Origin of the sequence: Microbacterium sp. (assembly GCF_017305435.1) — a bacterium.
Classification (GTDB): Bacteria; Actinomycetota; Actinomycetes; order Actinomycetales; family Microbacteriaceae; genus Microbacterium.
Map to the genome: position 1 here is coordinate 463,874 of NZ_JAFKIP010000005.1, position 15,706 is coordinate 479,579.

Annotated in this window: 16 protein-coding genes; 13 read left to right on the forward strand and 3 right to left on the reverse strand. The window is 71.6% G+C overall.

Annotated elements, in window-relative coordinates; translation table 11 throughout:
- Positions 1-33 precede the first annotated feature (33 nt).
- On the reverse strand, positions 34-975 hold the full coding sequence (locus tag J0I43_RS10670; RefSeq protein ID WP_292863169.1) for a Ppx/GppA phosphatase family protein: 942 nt from the start codon (positions 973-975) through the stop codon (positions 34-36).
- 108 nt (positions 976-1,083) lie between these two features.
- Here J0I43_RS10670 and coaA point away from each other — a divergent pair, with 108 nt between their 5' ends.
- The 10 genes from coaA to J0I43_RS10720 all read left to right on the forward strand — a co-directional run bounded on the left by coaA (position 1,084) and on the right by J0I43_RS10720 (position 9,828).
- Positions 1,084-2,079, forward strand: a complete 996-nt coding sequence (gene coaA, locus J0I43_RS10675; RefSeq protein ID WP_292863171.1) for a type I pantothenate kinase — start codon at positions 1,084-1,086, stop codon at positions 2,077-2,079.
- Positions 2,080-2,224: 145 nt separating this feature from the next.
- Positions 2,225-4,075: a glutamine--fructose-6-phosphate transaminase (isomerizing) gene (gene glmS / locus J0I43_RS10680; RefSeq protein ID WP_292863174.1), complete on the forward strand. Its 1,851-nt coding sequence runs from the start codon at positions 2,225-2,227 to the stop codon at positions 4,073-4,075.
- Between the two features lie 27 nt (positions 4,076-4,102).
- Positions 4,103-4,504: a holo-ACP synthase gene (locus J0I43_RS10685; RefSeq protein ID WP_292863264.1), complete on the forward strand. Its 402-nt coding sequence runs from the start codon at positions 4,103-4,105 to the stop codon at positions 4,502-4,504.
- On the forward strand, positions 4,501-5,622 hold the full coding sequence (gene alr / locus J0I43_RS10690) for an alanine racemase (protein ID WP_292863177.1): 1,122 nt from the start codon (positions 4,501-4,503) through the stop codon (positions 5,620-5,622). The genes J0I43_RS10685 and alr overlap by 4 nt, the downstream gene beginning before the upstream one ends.
- A 19-nt stretch (positions 5,623-5,641) precedes the next feature.
- The gene (gene tsaE, locus J0I43_RS10695; protein ID WP_292863180.1) at positions 5,642-6,145 is read left to right on the forward strand and encodes a tRNA (adenosine(37)-N6)-threonylcarbamoyltransferase complex ATPase subunit type 1 TsaE; all 504 of its coding nucleotides are present in this window, start codon (positions 5,642-5,644) and stop codon (positions 6,143-6,145) included.
- A 23-nt stretch (positions 6,146-6,168) separates the two neighbouring features.
- A complete protein-coding gene (locus tag J0I43_RS10700; protein ID WP_292863183.1) occupies positions 6,169-6,999 on the forward strand; it encodes an aldo/keto reductase in 831 nt (276 codons plus the stop codon).
- A 150-nt stretch (positions 7,000-7,149) separates the two neighbouring features.
- Entirely contained in the window at positions 7,150-7,830 is a 681-nt protein-coding gene (gene tsaB, locus J0I43_RS10705; protein ID WP_292863186.1) for a tRNA (adenosine(37)-N6)-threonylcarbamoyltransferase complex dimerization subunit type 1 TsaB, read from the forward strand.
- On the forward strand, positions 7,827-8,330 hold the full coding sequence (rimI, locus tag J0I43_RS10710) for a ribosomal protein S18-alanine N-acetyltransferase (protein WP_292863189.1): 504 nt from the start codon (positions 7,827-7,829) through the stop codon (positions 8,328-8,330). Before tsaB ends, rimI begins: the two co-directional genes overlap by 4 nt.
- Positions 8,327-9,391: a tRNA (adenosine(37)-N6)-threonylcarbamoyltransferase complex transferase subunit TsaD gene (tsaD, locus tag J0I43_RS10715; RefSeq protein WP_292863193.1), complete on the forward strand. Its 1,065-nt coding sequence runs from the start codon at positions 8,327-8,329 to the stop codon at positions 9,389-9,391. The genes rimI and tsaD overlap by 4 nt, the downstream gene beginning before the upstream one ends.
- Positions 9,388-9,828 (forward strand): hypothetical protein, encoded by a 441-nt coding sequence (locus J0I43_RS10720; RefSeq protein WP_292863196.1) that lies wholly within the window; start codon positions 9,388-9,390, stop codon positions 9,826-9,828. Before tsaD ends, J0I43_RS10720 begins: the two co-directional genes overlap by 4 nt.
- A gap of 66 nt (positions 9,829-9,894) precedes the next feature.
- On the opposite strand, the gene J0I43_RS10725 is transcribed toward J0I43_RS10720, so the two are convergent.
- Positions 9,895-11,094: a class I SAM-dependent methyltransferase gene (locus tag J0I43_RS10725; protein WP_292863199.1), complete on the reverse strand. Its 1,200-nt coding sequence runs from the start codon at positions 11,092-11,094 to the stop codon at positions 9,895-9,897.
- A 111-nt stretch (positions 11,095-11,205) separates the two neighbouring features.
- Positions 11,206-12,483, reverse strand: a complete 1,278-nt coding sequence (locus J0I43_RS10730) for a PHB depolymerase family esterase (RefSeq protein WP_292863202.1) — start codon at positions 12,481-12,483, stop codon at positions 11,206-11,208.
- A gap of 255 nt (positions 12,484-12,738) precedes the next feature.
- On the opposite strand from J0I43_RS10730, the gene groES reads away from it, so the two are divergent.
- The 3 genes from groES (at position 12,739) to J0I43_RS10745 (ending at position 15,491) form a co-directional block, all read left to right on the forward strand.
- Positions 12,739-13,035, forward strand: a complete 297-nt coding sequence (gene groES, locus J0I43_RS10735) for a co-chaperone GroES (RefSeq protein ID WP_292863205.1) — start codon at positions 12,739-12,741, stop codon at positions 13,033-13,035.
- A gap of 119 nt (positions 13,036-13,154) precedes the next feature.
- Positions 13,155-14,087, forward strand: coding sequence for an EamA family transporter RarD (gene rarD, locus J0I43_RS10740; RefSeq protein WP_292863208.1), 933 nt, complete (start codon positions 13,155-13,157; stop codon positions 14,085-14,087).
- A 141-nt stretch (positions 14,088-14,228) separates the two neighbouring features.
- Positions 14,229-15,491, forward strand: coding sequence for an ABC transporter substrate-binding protein (locus J0I43_RS10745; protein WP_292863211.1), 1,263 nt, complete (start codon positions 14,229-14,231; stop codon positions 15,489-15,491).
- Positions 15,492-15,706: the final 215 nt, after the last annotated feature.

Sequence of the window (15,706 nt, forward strand, 5' to 3'; positions counted from 1 at the left end):
CGGACCGCCCGCGACGGAGGGGTCCGCGCCCGCTCACTCCGGCTCTGACCAGCTGAGGCTCTCGATGTAGCGCAGCAGCACTCCTTCGCGCAGCGCCCACGGGCTCACCTCGAGATCGTCCACCTCGAGTGCCGTCATCGCGGTGTGGAGCACGACGGCGGCCGCCACGATCTGGAACGTGCGGTCGGCGGTGATGCCGGGCAGCTCCTGGCGGGCGGATGCCGGAAGGCGCGCGAGGCGCGGGATCCAGGACCCGAGCGCGTGGCGCGGAAGCAGCATCCGTTCCGTGCCCGACCATCCCGGCACGGGGTAGCCGGCGAGCTTCGCGAGCGAGCGGATCGCCTTCGAGGAGCCCACGACGTGGTTCGGCTTCGGCTGGCCGGCCATCATCGCGGCGACCGGTTCGAGGGTGGCGCGGGCGTGCGCGCGCAGGCGCTCCGCGGCATCCTCGCCCGGAGGGTCCAGCGGCAGGAAGTCGACCGTCGCGCGACCCGCGCCGAGCGGCACGGAGGCCGCCACATCGGGCAGTTCGTCGCTCCCGGCCGCGAGCTCGAGAGAGCCGCCCCCGATGTCGAAGAGGAGGATCTGTCCCGCCGACCAGCCGAACCAGCGGCGGACGGCGAGGAACGTGAACCGCGCCTCGCTCTCACCGCCGAGCACCTGCAGGTCCTGGCCGAGCGCGGCTTCGATGCGCGCGATGACCTCCGCGCCGTTCGTCGCTTCGCGCACGGCGCTCGTCGCGGTCGCGAGGAGCTCGACGACGTTCTCGGCCTCCGCCGTCGCGCGGGCCTGCGCGACGGCATCCACGAGGGCGGCGACGCCCTGCTCGTTGATCGAGCCGTCGGGTTCGAGGTAGCGCATGAGGCGCAGCACCGTGCGCTGGCTCGTCGTGCCGAGCGGGCGACCGCCGGGGTGCACGTCGGCGACGAGAAGATGGACGGTGTTGGATCCGATGTCGAGGACTCCCAGGCGCACGTGTCGAGCGTAGCGCGGCGCATCACTCGGGCAGATCGCCGCGCTTCGCGCCGATTCGGCCGCACGACCCCGACTCCGCCTGAGTCGTGCGGCGATAGAGTGTGCGTGATGTCCACCGACGAGCTGACCGCACCCGGCGACGACGCCGTGGCCGACGAGGTCGACGCCCCCGCGACGGCGCTCGACCCGCTGCTGTATCGCGAGATCGACCGGGCGGAGTGGGCGGCGCTGGCCCCCGGCATCCCGTCGCCCCTCACCGAGACCGAGGTCGTGCAGCTGCGCGGCATCGGCGACCGGCTCGACCTCACCGAGGTGAACGAGGTGTACCTGCCGCTCAGTCGGCTGCTGTCGACGTACGCGGAGAACACGAAGCGCCTCGGGGTGGAGACCTCCGCGTTCCTCGGCGAGCAGGACACGACGACCCCGTTCGTCGTCGCGGTCGCGGGGTCGGTCGCCGTCGGAAAATCGACGATCGCGCGCCTGCTGCGCGAGCTCATGAGCCGCTGGCCCGGCACGCCCCGCGTCGAGCTCGTCACGACGGACGGATTCCTCTACCCCAACGCCGAGCTCGAGCGGCGCGGCCTCATGGAGCGCAAGGGCTTTCCGGAGTCGTACGACCGTCGCGCGCTCGTCCGCTTCCTCACCGACGTGAAGTCGGGTGCCGCCGAGGCGCGCGCCCCGTTCTATTCGCACGTGCGCTACGACATCGTCCCCGATGCGCACGTGACGGTCCGCCGCCCCGACGTCGTCATCGTCGAGGGCCTGAACGTCCTCTCCCCGCCGCCGAGCCCGCACGAGGTCGCCGTCAGCGACCTCTTCGACTTCTCCATCTATGTGGATGCCGATCCCGCTGACATCGCGCAGTGGTACGTCGACCGCTTCCTGGCGCTGCGTCAGGGGGCCTTCAGCAATCCGAGCTCGTTCTTCAACGTGTTCGCCGGGCTGTCGGATGCCGAGGCGGTGGAGCGCGCGATGGGCTTCTGGGACGCGATCAACCTGCCCAACCTGCGTGAGAACGTCGAGCCGACGAAGCACCGCGCGACCCTCGTGCTGAAGAAGGCCGCCGACCACGCGGTCGAGACGGTCCTCCTCCGCAAGCTCTGAGGGTGCCTTCGTTTGCGCCGAGGGTGCACATGCACCGGGGGGCGAGTGCACCCTCGCGGGGAATGAGTGCACCCTCGCGGGGAATGAATGCACCCTCGGGGTTTGTCAGGGCTCCGCGCAAATCCGCGCGATTACCCTGGACCCCATGTGTGGAATCGTCGGATACGTGGGCCCGCGTGACAGTCAGGCCATCCTCCTCGCCGGGCTCGCACGCCTGGAGTACCGCGGCTACGACTCCGCCGGCATCGCCGTCATCGACGAGAGCGGCGACCTCGACATGCGCAAGCGTGCGGGCAAGCTCCAGGTGCTGCGCGACGACCTGGCATCCCACCCGATGCCCGACGGCACGACGGGCATCGGCCACACGCGCTGGGCGACGCACGGCGGCCCGACGGATGCCAACGCGCACCCGCACCTCGCCGACGACGACAAGCTCGCGGTGATCCACAACGGCATCATCGAGAACTTCGCCGAGCTCAAGGCCGAGCTCGTCTCGCTCGGCTACGCGTTCCGCTCCGAGACCGACACCGAGGTCGCCGCCGTCCTGCTCGGGCACGAGTACGGGGCATCCGGCGACCTCGTCACCGCGTTCCGCGCCGTCGTCCGCCGCCTCGAGGGGGCGTTCACGCTCCTCGCGATGCACCGGGACGAGCCCGGCCTCGTGGTCGGCGCCCGCCGCAACTCGCCGCTCGTGATCGGCCTCGGCGAAGGGGAGAACTTCCTCGGCTCCGACGTCGCCGCCTTCGTCGAGCACACCCGCAACGCCCTCGCGATCGGCCAGGACGAGATCGTCGCGATCACGCCTGCGGGCGTGACGATCACCGACTTCGACGGGAACGCCGTGGAGGCCTCGCCCTTCGAGGTCGTGTGGGACGCCTCGGCCGCCGAGAAGGGCGGCTGGTCGTCCTTCATGGCGAAGGAGGTCTCGGAGGAGCCCGACGCCGTCGCCAACACGATCCGCGGTCGCGTGCAGGACGGGCAGGTCGTCATCCCCGAGCTCGACGGCCTCGACGACCTGTTCACCGGCATCCGCCGCGTCATCGTCATCGCCTGCGGGACCGCCGCGTACGCGGGACAGACGGGCGCGTACGCGATCGAGCAGTGGACGCGGATCCCGGTGTCGGTCGAGCTCGCGCACGAGTTCCGCTACCGCGACCCGGTCATCGGCGACGACACGCTCGTCGTCTCGATCAGCCAGTCGGGCGAGACGATGGACACCCTCATGGCGGTCAAGTACGCCCGCGAGCAGGGCGCGAAGACGCTCTCGATCTGCAATACGCAGGGCGCGACGATCCCGCGTGAGTCGGATGCCGTGATCTACACGCACGCGGGGCCCGAGGTCGCCGTGGCATCCACGAAGGCGTTCGTCGCGCAGATCACCGCGCTGTACCTGCTCGCGCTGCACGTCGCGCGCGTGCGCGGCTCGATCCCGGCCGCCGAGGCCGCCGATCACGTGCGCGAGATCGAGGCCGTGCCCGGCAAGATCGCCTGGGTTCTCGAGAAGGAGCAGGCGCACATCGAGCAGTTCTCGCGCTGGATGGCCGACACGCAGTCGGTGCTGTTCCTCGGGCGGCACGTCGGGTACCCGATCGCCCTCGAGGGCGCGCTCAAGCTCAAGGAGATCAGCTACATCCACGCCGAGGGCTTCGCCGCCGGTGAGCTCAAGCACGGGCCGATCGCGCTCATCGAGCCCGGACAGCCCGTGTTCGTGATCGTGCCGTCGCCGCGCGAATCGGCCGAGCTGCACAAGAAGGTCGTCTCGAACATCCAGGAGATCCGCGCGCGCGGCGCCCGCGTCATCGTCGTCGCGGAGGAGGGGGATGCCGCCGTGCTGCCCTTCGCCGATGAGGTGCTGCGCATCCCGCTCGCGGGCCCGTTCTTCGAGCCCCTGCTCGCCGTCGTGCCGCTGCACATCTTCGCGATGGGCCTCGCCACGGCGAAGGGCCTGGACGTCGACCAGCCGCGCAACCTCGCGAAGTCCGTCACGGTCGAGTAGTCGCAGGCGGTGAGTAGGCTGGATGCCGTGATCGTCGGCATCGGCGTCGACATCGTCGACATCCCCCGCTTCGAGCGCTCGCTCGCGCGCACGCCGCGCCTCCTCGACCGCCTCTTCACCGCCGGCGAGCGGGGGCTCCGGCCGCACTCGCTCGCCGCCCGCTACGCCGCCAAGGAGGCGCTGATCAAGGCACTCGGCGGCTCCGACGGCGTGCACTGGACCGACATCGAGGTGGCGAGCGAGCCGAGCGGGCGCCCCGTGTTCGCCCTCGCCGGCGAGACGGATGCCACCGTGGCATCCCGCGGCATCACGGCGCTCCACCTGTCGCTCAGCCACGACGCGGGGCTCGCGACCGCATACGTCGTCGCGGAGGCCCTTCCGGCCCCGGGCGCGTCGTCGGGTGCGTCGTCGTCGGGGGCCCGCGCATGACGCGCCTGCCCGCCGGGACCCTGCGCGAAGCGCTCATCGACACCGACGCGATCGCCGACAACGTGCGGCACGTCCGCCGGCTCACATCATCCAACGTCATCGCCGTGGTGAAGGCCGACGGCTATGGCCACGGGGCGGTCCGCTCCGCCGTCGCGGCGCTCGCGGGCGGCGCGAGCCGCATCGGCGTCGCCGACATCGGCGAGGCGCTCGCACTCCGCCGAGCCGGCATCGATGCGCCGATCCTCGCGTGGCTGCACGCGCCCGGGGCATCCTTCACCGACGCCGTCGCGCACGGGATCGAGCTCGGCATCTCGAGCATGGACCAGCTCGTCGCGGCCGCGGCGGCCTCCGCCGCCCGCCCCGCCCTCGTGCAGCTCAAGGTCGAGACGGGCCTCGGCCGCAACGGACTCGCCGCCGCCGACCTGCCGACCGTGTTCGCCGAGGCCGCGCGGCTCGAGCGCATCGGCAGGCTGCGCGTCGTCGGCATCTTCAGCCACCTCTCCAACACGAGCGAGGCCGACGACCGTGCCGCGCTCGCGCGCTTCCACGAGACGCTCGCGCTCGCCGCGCGCCTCGGTCTCACGCCGCCGCTCACGCACATCGCCGCCTCGCACGCCGCGCTGGCCCTCCCCGAGGCGCGCCTCGGCTGCGTGCGGATCGGCATCGCGATGTACGGACTGTCGCCCTTCCCGGACCGCACGTCGGCAGACCTCGGGCTCCGCCCCGCGATGACCCTCCGCGCAGCTGTCGCCGCCGTGCGGCGCGTGCCCGCCGGTCAGGGCGTGTCGTACGGCTACACGCATCGCACGAGCGGCGAGACGACCCTCGCGCTCGTGCCGCTCGGGTACGCCGACGGGGCGCCGCGCGCGGCATCCGGGGGCGCCGCCGTCCGCATCGGCGGGGAGACGTTCCCGGTCGCGGGGCGCATCGCGATGGACCAGTTCGTCGTCGACGTCGGCGACCGCCCCGTCGCCGTGGGCGACGAGGCCGTCCTCTTCGGCGACCCGACGCTCGGGATGCCGCCCGTCGAAGCCTGGGCGGATGCCGCGGGCACCATCAACTACGAGATCGTCACCCGCATCGGCCCGCGCGTGCCGCGTCGCGAGGTAGCCCCGTGACCCGGCCCGGGGATGCCGCATGACCGGGCTCGACGCCTTCCTCGGCGACCACGAGATCCCAGACCCTGCGGCGATGGAGGAGCTCGGGCGCCGGTTCGGCGCCGCGCTGCGGCCGGGCGATCTCGTCGTCCTGACCGGGCCCCTCGGAGCCGGCAAGACGACGCTCACGCGCGGCGTCGCGGCATCCCTCGACGTTCGCGGTCGTGTGCAGAGCCCGACCTTCGTCATCGCGCGCACGCATCCCGCGCTCGGCGACGGGCCCGCGCTCGTGCACGTCGACGCCTACCGGCTCGGCACCGACGGCGAGCTGGACGATCTCGACATCGACTTCGCGCGGTCGGTCGTCGTCGCGGAGTGGGCGGCGCCGTTCGCCGCCGCCGTCGCCGACACCTGGTGGGAGGTCGAGATCGATCGCGGCTGGTCGGGCACGGGCCTCGACACCGCGTGCGGCACCGCGGGGCCGCACGTGGCGGACATGGAGGATGCCGCGCCGCGGCGCGTCCGCGTCTCGCGCCGCCCCTGACCGGACCGTGGCAGGCTGAACGTATGACTGTTCCCCAGATCACGCTCAACGACGGCCACACGATCCCGCAGCTCGGCTACGGCGTCTTCAAGGTCGATCCCGCCGAGACGGAGCGTCTCGTCTCCACGGCTCTCGAGGTCGGCTACCGCCACATCGACACCGCGGCGATCTACGGCAATGAGGAGGGTGTCGGCCGCGCGATTGCCGCGAGCGGCATCCCGCGCGACGAGCTCTTCATCACGACGAAGCTCTGGAACAGCGAGCAGGGCACCGACAAGCCGCGCGCCGCGATCCAGGCGAGTCTCGACAAACTCGGACTCGACCACGTCGATCTGTACCTCATCCACTGGCCGCGCCCCGACCAGGATCTCTACGTCGACACGTGGCGGCAGCTGGAGACCTTCCGCGACGAGGGCCTCACCCGCTCCATCGGCGTCTCGAACTTCCATCGCCCGCACCTCGAACGCCTGCTCGCCGAGACGGAGACCGTGCCCGCGGTCGACCAGCTCGAGCTGCACCCCGCGTTCGCGCAGCGCGAGCTGCGGGCGTTCGGCGCGGACCACGGCATCCACATCGAGGCGTGGGGGCCGCTGGGCCAGGGCAAGTACGACCTCTTCGGCGAGAAGGCGGTCGCCGACGCGGCCGCGGCGCACGGCGTCACTCCCGCACAGGTCGTGCTGCGGTGGCACCTCGACCACGGGATCATCGTCTTCCCGAAGTCGTCGACCCCGGAGCGGATCGCGGCCAACTTCGACGTCTTCGGCTTCGACCTCACTCCCGACGAGCTCGCCGCGATCGACGCGATCGACCGCGGGCAGCGTGTCGGATCGGATCCCGACACCGCGACGTTCTGACGCCGGCCGGGGGCGGGCGGGGCGCCGAGCGTCCGCCGCGCCGAGACCGCCGCTTGTTGACGAATGCGCCGGTCCTTGACGGGGAATAGCCGGCGTTCTCGACGCGAACCGGCATCCTCGACGAGGCGCGGCGCCGGTACCCTGGAGGGTGTGATCCTCGGCATCGACACCTCCCTCGGCACGGCGGTCGCCGTCGTCGAGGCCGACGGGGTCGTGCGGGCCGAGGCATCCAGCGACAACCCGCTGGGGCACGCGGAGGCGATCGGCACGCTCCTCGAGGCGGCGCTCGCGGATGCCGCGCACGGCGCGATCGGGCAGACCGGGGCCCCCGAGCCGGTCACCCTGACGCATGTCGCGGCGGGCATGGGCCCCGGGCCGTTCACGGGCCTGCGCGTCGGGATCGCCGCCGCCCGCGCCTTCGCCCTCGGCCGCGCGCTCCCGGTGATCGCCGTCCCGAGCCACGACGCGGCCGCGCTCGGGTTCCTCCTCGGCGAGGCCCTCGCCGATCCCTTCGCGGAGCCGGGCCGCTTCGCCGTCGTCACCGACGCGCGCCGTCGCGAGTTCGCCTACTCGGTCTACGACGGTCTCGACGACGACGGCATCCCCGTCCGCGTCGCCGGCCCCGCCCTCACGCCGCGCGCCGACATCGACGACGTCCTGGCCGAGGCGGGCGCCGCGCGACGCGACGTCACGACGATCCCTGCGGCGATGATCGCCGCCCTCGCCGGTCGCGCGCTCACCGCCGGCCGTGAGCTGACCGGCCCCGAGCCCCTCTACCTGCGCGCGCCCGACGTGACCCTGCCCGCTGCGCCGAAGCGGGTGGGCGCATGACGCTGCGCGACGCGACCGCCGACGACCTCGCCGCCATCATGGCGATCGAGCGTGCCTCGTTCCCGACCGACGCGTGGAGCGACGCCATGATGCAGGGCGAGCTCGTCTCGCCGCACGGCCGCTATCTCGTCGACGTCGAGGCGGGCCGTGTCGTCGGCTACGGCGGCGTGCGGGCGGTGCAGGGCGCGGCGGATGCCGACGTGCAGACGATCGCGATCGCGGCCTCCGCGCGGGGCCGCGGACGCGGGCGGACGCTCCTGCGCGCCCTCGCCGAGACGGCCCGTGCGCGCGGTGCGCGCGAGCTGTTCCTGGAGGTGCGCGCCGACAACCCGGTCGCCGCGGCACTGTACCGCTCGGAGGGTTTCGCCGAGATCGGCCGCCGCCCGCGGTACTACCAGCCCGACGACGTCGACGCCGTCGTGATGACGCTCGACCTGCGGGCCTGGGCGGCGTCGCGGGCCGCGGCATCCACCGCCGCCGATGCGGGGGCGTGCACATGACGCGCGCCGAACCCCTCGTCCTCGGCATCGAGACGAGCTGCGACGAGACCGGCATCGGCATCGTGCGCGGCCGGACGCTCCTGTCGAACACGATCGCGAGCTCGATGGACGAGCACGCCCGCTACGGCGGTGTCGTGCCCGAGGTCGCCGCCCGCGCGCACCTCGAGGCGCTGCAGCCGGCGATCGAGGCGGCCGTCGCGGAGGCCGGCATCACCCTGGAGAAGCTCGACGCCGTCGCGGTGACGAGTGGCCCGGGCCTCGCCGGCGCTCTGATGGTCGGAGTCGGCGCGGCGAAGGCGCTCGCCGTGAGCCTCGGAAAGCCCCTCTACGCCGTCAACCACCTCGTCGGTCACATCGCCGCCGACATCCTCACCGGCGACGAGGTCGAGTACCCCACCGTCGCCCTGCTCGTGAGCGGCGGGCACACGTCGCTGCTGCTCGTGCGCGACCTCGTCTCCGACGTGGAGCTCCTCGGCGAGACGCTCGACGACGCCGCGGGTGAGGCGTTCGACAAGATCGCGCGCATCCTCGGTCTGCCCTACCCGGGCGGCCCCGAGATCGACCGCGCCGCGGCGGGTGGCGACCCGAACGCGATCCGGTTCCCCCGCGGGCTCACCCGGGCCTCCGACATGGCCGAGCACCGGTACGACTTCTCCTTCTCGGGGCTGAAGACCGCCGTCGCGCGCTGGGTCGAGCAGGCCGCCGCAGCCGGCAGCCCGGTGGCGACGGCCGATGTCGCGGCATCCTTCCGCGAGGCCGTCGTCGACGTGCTGGTGAGCAAGGCGCTGGATGCCTGTGACCGCCACGGCGTGCCCCGGCTTCTCCTCGGCGGCGGCGTCATCGCGAACCGCCGACTGCGCGAGGTCGCGCTCGAACGGGCGGACGCCGCGGGCGTCGCCGTCCGGATCCCGCCGCTCAGCCTCTGCACCGACAACGGCGCGATGATCGCGGCGCTCGCGGCCCAGCTCGTCGCGTCGGGGCACGCGCCGTCGACGCTCGCATTCGGCGCCGACTCGACACTTCCGGTCACCGAGATCCAGGTCGCGCGGGGGGACGCATGAGCGGCGACGCCGATGACATCGCCCCCGCCGATTCCGCGCCGCTCCCCGGCGCGCATCGCGGCGGCTTCCAGCGCGAGTTCACCGAGCCGGTGCCCATCGCCGAGACCGTGCGCACGGAACCAGAGCTGAATGCCGCGCCGGATGCGTCCGACGTGCCCACTGCGCTCGACATGCGCTGGGCACCGGCATCCGGCCCCCTGCTGCGCAGCGCCGGGTGGGCGCTCTTCTTCGGCGTCGCCGGGATCGTGGTGTCGCTGCTCGTCGGATGGGGCTTTCTCATCGGGCTGCTCGGCGCCGGGCTCGCGATCGCCGCGCTGCGCCGCCCCTGGGAGTCGCGCCCGATCGCCGTCTGGGCGCTGTGCCTGAGCGTCGTCTCCCTCGTCTACAGCGCAGGCTGGCTCTGGTGGGCGTCCACGCAGGGCCCCCTGTTCGGCTGACGCCGCCGCCGGCTCGCCCCGCCGCCGGCTCCCTCGCGGCTCGCGCCTGCGCCGAACGTCGCCCGGTCAGAGCCGGTCGGCGAGGAGCGTCAGCCGGCGGTCGCCGACGCGGGTGACGATGAGCGTCGCCGATGCGGAGCCGTGGAGCTTCAGCTTCGTGCGCAGTGCCGCCGGGTCCACGTCGACTCCGCGCTTCTTGATCTCGAGGGTGCCGATCCCGCGCTCGCGCAGCGCCCGCGCGAGCGCCTTGACGTCGTTCGGCAGCTGCTCGCGAATGCGGAAGCTCTGTACGAACGGGCTCTCCGCCGGGCCATCCACCGTGGCATCCGAGGTCAGGTACGCGATCTTCTCGTCGATCATGCCGGCGCCCAGCGACCGGGCGACCTCTCCGATGAGCCGCGCGCGGATGACGGCGCCCTCGGGCTCGTGCAGGTAGGCCCCGAGAGGGCGCACCTCGGCATCCGGGGCGTCGGCGCCGGCCGTGAGCTCCGCCGCGGCGCCGCCGCGTACGACGAGTGCCGCGCGACGGATGCCGGGGCGAGCGAGGGCGCCCGTCCACACGACGAGCTCGATCGTCGAGCCGTCGACCGAGATCCACTGCGCCTCGGCGTCGTCCGGGATGAGCGTCCGGTCGAACGCCGGCCCGAGCTTGACGCCCGCCGGCATCCGTGCCGCGAGCTGCCACACCCAGTCGAGCGGCGGCGACCACTCCTCGGCGCCCAGTCGCGTCGTCTCCCCGTGGCCGGCCGTGCGGCGAGCGGGGTCGAGCCAGACCGCGTCGATGCCGGCGAGGTCGACGTCCTGTGCGCGGGCATGACGGACGGTCGCCGCGTCGCCGAAGGGCGCCAGGTTGTAGGCGGCGAGGGCGGCGGTCACCTCGTCGGCATCGACGGCGAGCACGTCGAGCCCGATCCCCGCGAGCGCGAGCGCGTCGCCGCCGATCCCGCAGCCGAGGTCGGCGACCGCGCGGATGCCGGCGTCACGGAAGCGGCCCGCATGGGATGCCGCGATCTCGAGCCGAGTCGCCTGCTCGAGCCCGGCCCGCGTGAAGAGCATGCGGTCGGCGAACGCACCGAACTTCGCGCGCGCGCGCGAACGCAGACGCGCCTGGCCGACCGCCGCCGCGACGAGCTCGGGTGCGCGGCCCGCCGAGCGCAGGCGTGAGACGGTCGCGGCGACGTCGCCGGCCGCGTCCAGCGCCCCGAGCTCGTCGACCAGGCGCAGGCCCTCCGGGGTCAGCAGCGCGGTCAGCTCGGCGAGATCCATCCGCCCAGCCTAAGCGCGCGCGCCGCCCGCCCGTGAGGCGCGACATCGCCGGTGAGACGGAACGCGACGCGCCCCGTCTCACCGGCGATCTCCCGTGTCAGCCGGGCGCGCTCAGCAGCTCGGCACCTTCCGCCAGATCGTCGGGGAGGACGGTGACAGGCTGGCGACGGTGGCGTCGCCCTGGCCGAGGTAGTCCTGGCTCCCGACCGCGTAATACGGGTTGTACGGGTTCACGCCGTAGCTGATCGCGCGGCCCGCCGCCTTGTGCTGCGCGAGCGTCGCGGTGACGCACGTCGTCGGCGTCGGCGTCGGCGTCGGAGTCGCGGTCGGTGTCACGGTCGGCGTCGGCGTCGTGGTCCGGTCGGCACGGCGGTTGTTGTCGAAGAAGAACTGCGTCACATATGCCGGGTAGTCGATGCTGTTCGTCGACACGTACGACCCTCCCGGGCCGCCGCCGGCCGGCCAGTTGTGGCCGAGGTTCGTGTTCTGGATGAGAGAGACGCGCGGCCCCGTGGCATCCGCATACAGCGTGCCCGACCCGGCCGTGTTCGTGCCCGCGAGCCCCGCGAGGCTGAACGTCGATGTCGTGCCCGCTCCGTAGATCGACGCCATGATCTGCGCGTTCAGCGTGTTGTAGCCCGGCGCCACGGTCGTGTCGTTCGATCCGTAGACGACCGAAGTGAGCTGTGTGGCGAACGAGCCGGATGCCGAGCCGGCGAAGGTCGTGCACGTGTTCTTCCCCTGCGCCTGCGTCACGGCGACGCTCGAGATCTGCCCCGACGTCGTGCCGACGGTCGGACCGGCGTTGATCCCGATGCCCGCGAAGACGTCGGGGGCGAGGCATCCCATGACCATCGTCTCGCCTCCGCCCGAGCTCAATCCGGAGAGGTAGACCTGATTCGCGTCGATGCCGAGACCCGGGCGCGCTTCGAGAGCCGTCACGAGGTCGAGCAGGTTGTCGTCGTGCCGGGCGGGCGCCGTGCGCGAGTGGTTCGCGTCGTAGTAGTCCCAGCACCCGAGAACGACGCCTCCGTTCGGGGCGCTCGGCAGGGCGACGACCATCCCGTACTTCTCGGCGGTCGCGACCCAGTTGCCGCCCGTCTGCAGGACGGACGCGGTCTGCACGCACCCGTGCAGGCTGACCATGAGAGCGCGCCCCGATGCGAGCGCGGGAGCACTCGCGGGTGTGTAGAGGCGCACGCTCATCCCCGCGATCGTCTCCGTGCTCCACGATCCCGTGGCGGCGGCCGCGGGGGCGGCGAGCCCCGCCGTCAGCAGCCCGCCGACGAGGGCGGCGGAGGCCGCGAGGCCGGCCAGGACGCGCCGCCTCCGGCCCGAGCGCGAGGGAGCGGTGCGGGTGCGCGGGAATTTCGTGGTCAGGGATGTCATCGTCGACCTCCGGTCCGGCTCCCGCCTTCGTCCGAGCGCCGTTGCTCGGTGGTCCCGGCTGCGGGGGAGCTCAGCGACGATCGTAGATGAGACGCGATTCAGGCACCAGGTTAATGAAGGGATTCACATGATTGGCACTCGCGTTGCACGAGTGCCAACCGCGCTCTAGACTTGCGGTTAGCACTCCGACCCATCGGGTGCTAATCAGTCTTTTCAGTGACAACGGCAGTACGCCACACCAGAAAGAGGTAAACCGTGTCGGTTTCCATCAAGCCGCTCGAGGACCGCATCGTCATCAAGCAGGTCGAGGCCGAGCAGGTCACGTCCAGCGGTCTCGTCATCCCCGACACCGCCAAGGAGAAGCCCCAGGAGGGCGAGGTCGTGGCCGTGGGCCCCGGCCGCGTCGACGACAACGGCAACCGTGTGCCGCTCGACGTCGCCGTCGGCGACCGCGTCCTGTACTCGAAGTACGGCGGCACCGAGGTGAAGTTCGGCGCCGACGAGTACCTCGTGCTCTCCGCCCGCGACGTCCTGGCGGTCGTCGTCCGCTGATCTCAGCGTTTCCGAAGGGTCCGGATGCCTCGGCATCCGGACCCTTCGTCCTTCCGCCGCCGCAGGTTGGCAGAGACGCGGCGGCCGCACCCTGTCAGGACCGTCCTAGAGTGAGACTCATGACACCCGAGGAGACGAAGCGCCAGGAGTCCCTCGGCGGCGTGTACGCGTTCGCGGCGTACTTCCTCTGGGGCTTCATGCCCCTCTACTTCATCCTGCTGGCGCCGATCGGTCCGTGGGAGATCGTCGTCTGGCGGATCCTCTTCTCCCTCGTCTTCTGCGCGATCCTGCTGACGGTGACGCGCACGTGGCCGAAGCTCCTCGCGATCCTGCGTGACCGGCGGCTCGTCTTCTGGACGATCGTCGCGGGCCTGCTGATCTACGTGAACTGGCAGGTGTTCCTCCTCGGCATCCTGACGGGGCACGTCATCGAGGGGAGCCTCGGCTACTTCATCAACCCGATCGTGACGGTGCTGCTCGGCGTCCTCGTTCTCGGCGAGAAGCTGCGCACCGCGCAGTGGGTCGCGATCGCCTTCGCGGCCCTCGCCGTCGTCGTCATCATCGTGGCGTACGGCACGTTCCCGTGGATCGCGCTGACGCTCGCGGCATCCTTCGGCACCTACGGCCTCGTCAAGAAGCAGATCGGGCCGCGGGTGGATGCCATCAGCGGACTCACGCTCGAATCGCTGTGGCTCACGCCGATCGCGATCGTGCAGCTGATCGTGGTCGCCTCCACGACGGGCCTCGTCTTCGGGACGCAGGGGGCCGGTCACACGACGCTCGTCACCCTCGCCGGCGTGGTGACCGCCGTCCCGCTGCTGCTGTTCGCCGCGGGTGCGCGGCGCGCCCCGCTCACCGTGATCGGGCTGCTGCAGTTCGTCGCCCCGATCATGCAGTTCCTGACGGGATGGTGGATCCTCGGCGAGCCGATGCCGCTGGAACGCTGGATCGGCTTCGCTCTCGTCTGGGTGGCGCTCGTCCTCCTGAGCGTCGATTCGCTGCGCCACGCGCGGCGGACGCGGGCGGCGGGCGACGTCGGCGAACTCGTCTGATCGACCGTTATCGCACCGTGACCCTCATGTGACACACCGTTAACGCATTGCAACATTGCGGAGACCTCCCTCCCATTAGGTTTGACCCACTGGCGCGGCACCCCGAGTCCGCACCGTGTTTCATTCACAGCAAGGAGCAACATGAGCGTCTTCACACGTTCGGGTGCGGGAAAGCTCGTCGGCGCCATCGCCGTCGGCACCGTCAGTGCCCTCCTTCTCGCCGGTTGTGCCGGTGGAGGGTCGACCACGCCCAGTGAGAGCACGGGTCCCGCGGAGGACCTCACTCTCAAGATCGGCAGCGTGCTGCCCCAGACCGGCAGCCTCGCCTTCCTCGGCCCGCCCGAGGAGGCCGGCGTGCTGCTCGCGGTCAACGAGGTCAACGAGGCGGCCAAGGGCATCACGATCGACTTCACCCCGGGCGACTCGGGCGATGCCGATAACAAGGCCTTCGAGACGACGGTGCCCAAGCTCCAGAACGCGGGCGTGTCCGCGATGATCGGTGCGGCGGCCTCGGGCGTGACGAAGCTGTTCCTCGACTCGAACGTCGCGGCCGGCATCATCACCTTCTCGCCCGCCAACACCTCGCCGGACTTCACGACGTGGGATGACGACGGCCTCTACTGGCGCACCGCTCCGAGCGACCTGCTCCAGGGCGAGGTCCTGGCGAACCTGATCGCCGAGGACGGCCACAAGAACATCGGCATCATCTACCAGAACGACGCCTACGGCACGGGCCTCTACGGCGTCGTCAAGAAGGTCTTCGAATCGACCGGCGGTTCGGTCGTGGCCGAGGCGTCCTACAACGACGGCGACAGCTCGTTCGACGCGCAGGTCGCGACGATCGCCGCTGCCAAGCCCGACGCGGTCGTGCTCATCACGTTCGACCAGTTCGCGACGATCGCGCCGCTGCTGGTCAACGCGGGCCAGGAGGCGAAGAACTTCTACCTCGTCGACGGCAACCTCAAGCAGTGGGGATCGCAGGTCTCCGTCTCGCTCGAGGGCGCGAAGGGCACGACGCCCGGACCGGTGCTCGAGGACGACTTCAAGGAGCGCCTCAACACCGCCTGGACCGCCGCCGGCAACGCCGCGCTGGAGGACTACTCCTACGCGGCCGAGTCGTACGACGCCGTGGTCCTGCTCGCACTGGCCTCGCTGGCGTCGGGCTCGACGACCGGCAAGGACATCGCCGGCAAGCTGCAGGAGGTCTCCGGCGGCTCGGGTGATGGCAAGAAGTGCACCTCGTTCGCGGAGTGCGCCGACATCATCATCGGGGGCGGCGTCGCCGACTACGACGGCTACTCCGGACCGGTCACGTTCGACGAGAACGGCGACCCGACGCAGGCATCCATCGGTATCTTCCAGTACGGTGCCGACAACATGCACACGCGCATCGACACGCGCTGACGCGCCGCACGAGCGAAAGGGCCCCGGAGCGATCCGGGGCCCTTTCCCGTCCCCCCGCCGCCACCCTGTAGGTTCTCGGCGAAGATGGCGGATTCTTAGATGAAGTGGCGGACAAGTGGCGGATCCGAAAGATTGGTGAGAACGATGCGTGTAAGTGCCGTGTCGGTTCCTATCCGAAATGACAGATTCCGCGGGTAGTTGGCATGCACCTAGCA

Excerpts from the sequence above, each read along its gene's own strand:
- J0I43_RS10700 (WP_292863183.1), top strand. The coding sequence starts at position 6,169 with ATGACTGTTCCCCAGATCACGCTCAACGACGGCCACACGATCCCGCAG.
- tsaE (WP_292863180.1), top strand. The coding sequence starts at position 5,642 with ATGACCGGGCTCGACGCCTTCCTCGGCGACCACGAGATCCCAGACCCT.
- J0I43_RS10730 (WP_292863202.1), bottom strand. The coding sequence starts at position 12,483 with ATGACATCCCTGACCACGAAATTCCCGCGCACCCGCACCGCTCCCTCG.
- tsaD (WP_292863193.1), top strand. The coding sequence starts at position 8,327 with ATGACGCGCGCCGAACCCCTCGTCCTCGGCATCGAGACGAGCTGCGAC.
- glmS (WP_292863174.1), top strand. The coding sequence starts at position 2,225 with ATGTGTGGAATCGTCGGATACGTGGGCCCGCGTGACAGTCAGGCCATC.
- J0I43_RS10720 (WP_292863196.1), top strand. The coding sequence starts at position 9,388 with ATGAGCGGCGACGCCGATGACATCGCCCCCGCCGATTCCGCGCCGCTC.
- rimI (WP_292863189.1), top strand. The coding sequence starts at position 7,827 with ATGACGCTGCGCGACGCGACCGCCGACGACCTCGCCGCCATCATGGCG.
- alr (WP_292863177.1), top strand. The coding sequence starts at position 4,501 with ATGACGCGCCTGCCCGCCGGGACCCTGCGCGAAGCGCTCATCGACACC.
- coaA (WP_292863171.1), top strand. The coding sequence starts at position 1,084 with ATGTCCACCGACGAGCTGACCGCACCCGGCGACGACGCCGTGGCCGAC.
- J0I43_RS10745 (WP_292863211.1), top strand. The coding sequence starts at position 14,229 with ATGAGCGTCTTCACACGTTCGGGTGCGGGAAAGCTCGTCGGCGCCATC.
- rarD (WP_292863208.1), top strand. The coding sequence starts at position 13,155 with ATGACACCCGAGGAGACGAAGCGCCAGGAGTCCCTCGGCGGCGTGTAC.
- J0I43_RS10725 (WP_292863199.1), bottom strand. The coding sequence starts at position 11,094 with ATGGATCTCGCCGAGCTGACCGCGCTGCTGACCCCGGAGGGCCTGCGC.